We start from the raw sequence: 4,388 nt of genomic DNA on the forward strand, positions 1-4,388 counted from the left end.
CCGAGGAAGGGCAGGAGGCGCTGCAGGACGTGGCGCGCCTGGCCCAGGCCAGCGCCGACGATTTCGACAGCGGCGACGAGGACGAGGACGCGCTGGCCGAGATCGAGGAGTTCGTGCGCGTGGCGGTGCTGCTGCTGCACAGCGACTGCGTGCTCGGCCCGCGCCACCGGCAGCGCCTGAACTGATGAAGCGGCTCACCGGGATTTCCTCCGGCGAGTACGTGCGCCGGCGCCGTCATTTGATGGACATGGCCGGCGAGCAGGCCATCCTGGTGCTGCCCAGCGCACCGGAGCGGGTGCGCAGCCACGACACGCACTACCCGTACCGGCAGGATTCGGACTTCTGGTATCTGTGCGGGTTCGCCGAGCCGGACGCGGTGCTGGTGCTGGTGCCCGGTCGCCGCCATGGCGAGGCGCTGCTGTTCTGTCGCGAACGCGACCCCGAGCGCGAAGCCTGGGACGGCCCGCGGGCGGGCCAGGAAGGCGCGGTCGAGCGCTACGGCATGGACGATGCCTATCCGATCGACGACCTCGACGAGATCCTGCCCGGGCTGCTGGAAGGCCGCTCGCGGGTGTATTACCACTTCGGCCGCGACGTCGATTTCGACCTGAAGCTGATCGGCTGGGTCAAGCGTGTGCGCGAGCAGGTGCGGCACGGCGCGCAGCCGCCGCACGAGTTCCTGGAACTGGGCCATCTGCTGCACGAACAGCGCCTGTTCAAATCGCGCGACGAGATCGCGCTGATGCAGGTGGCCGCCGACCTCAGCGTGGCCGGGCACCGCGCGGCGATGCGGCTGGCGCGGCCGGGCGTGCACGAATACCAACTGCAGGCCGAGATCGAGCGCGAATTCCGCGCCGGTGACGCCTGGCCGGCCTACGGCAGCATCGTCGGCAGCGGCCACAACGCCTGCGTGCTGCATTACCGCGCCAACGCCGCGCGCCTGCGCGACGGCGACCTGGTGCTGGTCGATGCGGGCGCCGAATACCGCGGTTATGCCGCCGATATCACCCGCACCTTCCCGGCCAACGGCCGCTTCAGCGCCGAACAACGCGCGCTGCACGATCTGGTCGGTGCCGCGCATGCGGCCGCGCTGGCGCAGGCGCGCCCGGGCGTGGCCTACGAGGCCGGACACCTGGCCGCGGTGCAGACCCTGACCGAAGGCCTGCTGCGGCTGGGCCTGCTCAAGGGCAGCGTCGAGCAGAACCTGGCCAGCGGCGACTACCGGCGCTTCTACCGGCACAAGACCGGGCACTGGCTGGGCCTGGACGTGCACGACGTCGGCGACTACCGGCTGGCCGGCGAATCGCGCCTGCTCGAACCGGGCATGGTGTTCACCATCGAACCCGGCCTGTACGTGTCGCCGGACGACAAGGACGTGGACCCGAAGTGGCGGGGCATCGGCATCCGCACCGAGGACGACGTGCTGATCACCGACGACGGCCATCGCGTGCTCACCGATGCCCTGGCGCGCAGCGCCGAGGAGATCGAGGCGTGGATGGCTGGGAATGGGGAATAGGGAAACGGGAATGGGAAAAGCGGTCGCCGCGCGCGGAAAGGTCGGCTAGCAGACCTGGCGCGTTTGCCGTTGCGAATCCCCAATCCTGATTCCCCAATCCCGGCGGCGGCCGTCAGGCCGCCGCGGCAGACTGACGCCGCCCCCTTGCGTGCAGGCGGCCGGTTGCGCACAGTGACCGGCTGAACAAGGGGGATTCATGAAGATGTGGATGCGATGCCTGCTGGCGGCAGGACTGTGCGTGGCCGTCGCAGCGCAGGCGCACGCGCAGCAAGTGGCCGCGCCGGCGGCGCCAGCCGATGCTGCGCCCGCGGCGACGCAGGCACCTGTGCCTGCTGCGGTGCCCACGCTGGCGCTGGACGATCTAGAGACGTTGCTGTCGCTGCGCGCTGCGCCGGAGGTCCGCGCGCAGATGCTGGCGCAGGTCGTCGCGCTGGCGGGTAAGGGCGATGGCGCCTCGGCGTACGTGTTGGGCGTGCTCTACCGCAATGGCGAGGCGCATCCGGCGCATCTGGTGCCGCGCGACCTGGACACGGCCCGCTACTGGCTGGAGCGCTGCCTGGGCATGCCGCGCTGCCCGCTGCTCGCGTTGGCGTCGCTGGCCGAGCTGGAACTGTCCGCCGGCAATGCCAAGCCGGCGCTGCAATGGGCGCAGGGCTGGGTGGCGCTGGACCGCGAGTTCACCACGCGGGCGCGCGAGATCGAAGGCCGCCGTGTGCGGCCCAGTCAGCGCAATCGCGATACCGCCTACCATGCCTACCTGCTGGAGCGCTGCTATGCGGCGATGCCGAGCGGCGACCGCGACGCGATCGGCCTGGCCTGGTTCAACGCGTTCCGCGTGCAGTGGGGCCGGGTCCTGGACCGGATGCTGTTCGCGCAGCTCGATGCGCTGCAGGCGCAGGATGGCGAGGAGGCTGGCGGGCTGACTGCGCGTGCCGAGAATCAACGGCGCAAGACCGTGCTGGACAGCCCGATGGACCTGCCGGTCACGCCAGCGTTGAGCCTGTTCCTGATGCGCGGCGATCCGCAGGGCGGACGTCCCGAGTCCGCCCTGGTGCTGGAGGCGCTGCCTTCGCCGAACGCGGCACGTGGACTCGAAGCGCTGGCACGCGATTTCAAGACCGCGCCGTATCCGGCCGCCGCCGGGCAGCGCCGCTACGACCTGATCCCGATGAGCTTCAATCGCGGCCCGTACGCGTTGACCGGCAAGTGACCGTGGCGGCGGCCATCAGGCCGCCGCAAACGCCGGTCGCGTCAGGTTCTCGGGTGCGTCCTCGGTGCACACCACTTCGTCCTCGATGCGGATGCCGCCGTAGGGCTTGAACTGCGCCACCCGCGCCCAATCGACGCTGCCGCCATGGCCGGCCTGCTTGAGCTCGTCCAGCAGCATGTCGATGAAGTACAGCCCCGGCTCGATCGTCACCACCATGCCTGGTTCCAGGGTGCGGGTCATGCGCAGGTAGGGATGGCCGTCGGGGCGTTCGATGCGGCCGCCGCGGTCGCTGGCGGCGAAACCGGCGACGTCGTGCACCTGCAGGCCGATCGGGTGGCCCAGGCCGTGCGGGAAGAATGCGGCGCTGACGCCGGTGGCCACCGCGGTTTCCGGCGACACGGTGAGCACGCCGGCGTCCTTCAGCACGCCCATCAGCGCAAGGTGCGCGTCCAGGTGCAGTTGCCGGTAGTCGACGCCGGCGCGCACGTGCTGGCCCATGCGCTGCTGCGCGGCGTCCACCGCGTCGATCAGTGCCTGGAACTCGCTGCCGCGATCGGCGGCGTAGGTGCGGGTGATGTCGCTGGCGTAGCCGTGCGCCGAGGCGCCGGCGTCGATCAGGAAACTGCGCAGCGGCGTCGGTGCCTGCCGCTGCAGTTCGGTGTAGTGCAGCACGGCGCCGTGTTCGTTCAATGCCACGATGTTGCCGTACGGCAGTTCGTTCGCATCCTGGCCGACCGCGGCGCAGTAGGCCATGTGGATCTCGAACTCGCTGCGGCCGTCGCGGAACGCGGCCTCGGCGGCGCGATGGCCGCGCACGGCCGAGTGCTGCGCCTGGCGCATCAGTACCAGCTCGTACGGCGTCTTGTAGGCGCGGTGGTATTCCAGGTAGTCCAGCACCGCCGGCGGGTTGTTCGGCACGTAGGCGCCCAGCGCGCTCTGCGGCTCGCCGAGGATCGCGCTGCGCGCGGCGTCCGGCAGCAGCGCCAGCGCCTCGTCCGGGGTGCGGATCAGATGGATGTCGCAGTGCTCCACCCACCAGCCGCTGGGCGCATCCGGCACCACGTGCCAGTAGTCGCGCGGCTGGTGGAAGATCACCTGCGGGCGGCGCCCCGGCGTGTACACCAGCCAACTGTGCGGCACCCGCGTCAGCGGCAGCCAGGCCTTGAACTGCGGGTTCACCGCGAACGGATAGTCGCGATCGTCGAACACCTGGTAGTGCAGGGTGCCGCTCGGGACCACCAGGTGGTCGAAGCCACCGCGCGCCAGCGCTTCGTCGGCGCGTCGGGTCAGGGTGCGCAGGTGGTCGGGATACAGGGCGCTTGGATCGTGCTGGGGCATGGCGGCGGACTCGTTCGGCGATGCGGAAACGGGGGCGCCAAGTGTGCCGGAAACGGTGCAGGCGTGTGGACGTGCACGGACGGCCTATGCATGGCATGCGATGCCGAAGCTACGCCGGCGACGCGGGGCTTTGTCGATCCGCCGGAGACTCTTTGCGGCCGATCGCGCAACGGCCGCGAATGGCCGTCGCAGGAGCGGCTTCAGCCGCCACCGAGGCGTTCCCGGGAATGCCGGTCGCGGCTGATCCCGTCACAGGGACCAGTAGCCACACCAGCGAGGTTGATGCCGCTAGCTGTGATCTCTCAGTAGGTTGTTCATCCGGGG

The 4,388-nt window shown here is 70.3% G+C and carries 4 protein-coding genes; 3 read left to right on the top strand and 1 reads right to left on the bottom strand.

Annotated features, from left to right (window positions below; translation table 11 throughout):
- The 3 genes from D588_RS0109940 to D588_RS0109950 form a co-directional block, all read left to right on the top strand.
- On the top strand, window positions 1-185 hold a 185-nt coding region (locus D588_RS0109940; RefSeq protein WP_017915865.1), incomplete at its 5' end, for a UPF0149 family protein.
- The gene (locus D588_RS0109945; protein ID WP_026143559.1) at window positions 185-1,516 is read left to right on the top strand and encodes an aminopeptidase P N-terminal domain-containing protein; all 1,332 of its coding nucleotides are present in this window, start codon (window positions 185-187) and stop codon (window positions 1,514-1,516) included. The genes D588_RS0109940 and D588_RS0109945, both read left to right, overlap by 1 nt.
- A gap of 196 nt (window positions 1,517-1,712) precedes the next feature.
- Window positions 1,713-2,726 (top strand): hypothetical protein, encoded by a 1,014-nt coding sequence (locus D588_RS0109950; RefSeq protein ID WP_017915866.1) that lies wholly within the window; start codon window positions 1,713-1,715, stop codon window positions 2,724-2,726.
- 15 nt (window positions 2,727-2,741) lie between these two features.
- On the opposite strand, the gene pepQ is transcribed toward D588_RS0109950, so the two are convergent.
- Window positions 2,742-4,064, bottom strand: a complete 1,323-nt coding sequence (gene pepQ / locus D588_RS0109955) for a Xaa-Pro dipeptidase (protein WP_017915867.1) — start codon at window positions 4,062-4,064, stop codon at window positions 2,742-2,744.
- Window positions 4,065-4,388: the final 324 nt, after the last annotated feature.

Origin of the sequence: Xanthomonas sp. SHU 308 (assembly GCF_000364645.1) — a bacterium.
GTDB classification, from domain to species: domain Bacteria; phylum Pseudomonadota; class Gammaproteobacteria; order Xanthomonadales; family Xanthomonadaceae; genus Xanthomonas_A; species Xanthomonas_A sontii.